Annotated in this window: 2 protein-coding genes; one reads left to right on the top strand and one right to left on the bottom strand. The window is 68.4% G+C overall.

Translation table 11 applies throughout. The features are described 5' to 3' along the window. Window positions 1-120 precede the first annotated feature (120 nt). Window positions 121-687 (top strand): hypothetical protein, encoded by a 567-nt coding sequence (locus ACFY1J_RS46035; protein ID WP_390733302.1) that lies wholly within the window; start codon window positions 121-123, stop codon window positions 685-687. Here ACFY1J_RS46035 and ACFY1J_RS46030 read toward each other — a convergent pair. Next, complete coding sequence (locus tag ACFY1J_RS46030) at window positions 605-1,435, bottom strand: IS5 family transposase (protein ID WP_390733301.1); 831 nt, start codon at window positions 1,433-1,435, stop codon at window positions 605-607. The genes ACFY1J_RS46035 and ACFY1J_RS46030 overlap by 83 nt on opposite strands. Window positions 1,436-1,702: the final 267 nt, after the last annotated feature.

Raw genomic sequence — 1,702 nt, 5'->3', positions numbered from 1 at the left:
AGTGCGTTGTGGCAAAGGGAGTCCCTGTTCGATGAGCAGGGGCTTCTTCGTGTGCGGGGCATGATCGCCCTGGGGTAGGGGCAGGCAGCGGACGGCTTGTTGTGGATCGAGGAGGGTGCGATGCCGTCGGTGCTGGGGTTGATGGAACAGCGTGAGGCGCGGGCGAGGCAGGATCTGGAGTCCTGGACGGAGGTCCTGGAGCAGGCTCAGGCGGAGGTGGATGCCGCGCGGGAGCGAGTCGAGCGGGCCCGGGTGGGGCGTGAGGAGCTCGTGTCGGTGCTGGCCGGGGAGAGCCCGGTGAATACGCCGGTTTCCGTGCCGTCTGGTGGTGAGATGGCTGCCGCCGTGGGATCGGGCGGCTTGGGTGCGGGGCATGGCGAGAGGCCGCCGGTGTGGCGGTCGGGCATGGGCGAGGAGGTGCTCAGCGGCCTGTATCGGGAGGTGTTCGCCGCGGTGGTGGCCGCTTCGGGGCCGGTGAACGGAGTGGAGCTGACGCGGGCGGTGGGCCGGGAAGCGGAGATCAAGAACGAGGTGGAGAAGATCCGGCACCGTGCCTATGTGCTGGAGAAGCGGGGCTGGCTGGTGCGGGCGAAGGACGGACGGTTCATGGCTGAGCCCGGAGCAGCCGGCCGGGACGCTTCTCCGGCCAGCGCGGAGCGTCGCCGGCCAGGCGCCGGGACAGCCTGATCACGGCGGCCCACCACACCATCTGGGCGTGGTGGTCGAGGCGGCGTTCGTGGTCGCGGTTGAGGCGGCGTGAACGGGAGAGCCAACTCAGCGTTCGCTCCACGACCCACCTGCGGGCCAGTACGACAAATCCGCGTTGTCCGTCGGACCGGCGCACGACCTCGGTCCGGACTCCGTGACGGGCGAACGCCTTCGCCAGCGCCGGACCCTGGTAGGCACTGTCAACCCACACCAGTTTCAGCAGCCGTCCCGGCTGCTCCATGAACGTCTCCAGCAGTGCGGGGGCGGCCTTGGAGTCGTGCACATCGGCCGTGGTCACGGTCACCTCCAGGAGCAGGCCCTCGCTGTCGGTCAGGATGTGACGCTTGCGCCCGTCACGTGACTTGCCGCCGTCGTATCCGCGACTGTCCTCGCCGACGGTCTCGGAGGCATCCACCGACTGACTGTCGATGATTCCCGCGCTGGGCTCGGCGTTGCGGCCTGCGCGCTCCCTCGCCGAACGTCGCAGGCGTTCGTACAGCTCACGCACATAGTCGTAGGACCGCCAGCGGCGGAAGAAGTCGTAGACCGCCCGCCAGCAAGGGAAATCGACCGGCAGAGCCGTCCACTTCACGCCGTTGTCGACCAGGTAGCGCACCGCGTCAAGCATTGTCCGGTGGCAATACGCCTCCGGACGCCCGCCCCGCTTCAGGAGCCAGGCCGGCACCGGCATCGCGGCGCGGACCTCGGCCCACTCCGCATCCGTCATGTCACTCGGATAGCAGCCTGCCCGCCGTCCCGGAGCGAGCGAACCGAACCGGTGCACGTAGCAGTCACACCCAGGGGTGACCGCGGTGGACGCATGCACAGAGATACTGTTCAACTGATCAGGCAACGGGCTTCCTTGGTCGTACTGGTGTCGTAACCGCGTCACTACCAAGGGGCCCGTTCTCTCATGCCCGCGACCGCGCCCGCACCTCCGTCCAGACGATCACCCGCTGCCGCCCGAACAAGATCCGGTTTGCCACAACGCACT

The organism is Streptomyces sp. NPDC001406 (assembly GCF_042895285.1).
Taxonomy (GTDB): domain Bacteria; phylum Actinomycetota; class Actinomycetes; order Streptomycetales; family Streptomycetaceae; genus Streptomyces.
Note: the sequence above shows the minus strand (reverse complement) of the source record. Positions and strands in the feature narration are given on the sequence as shown.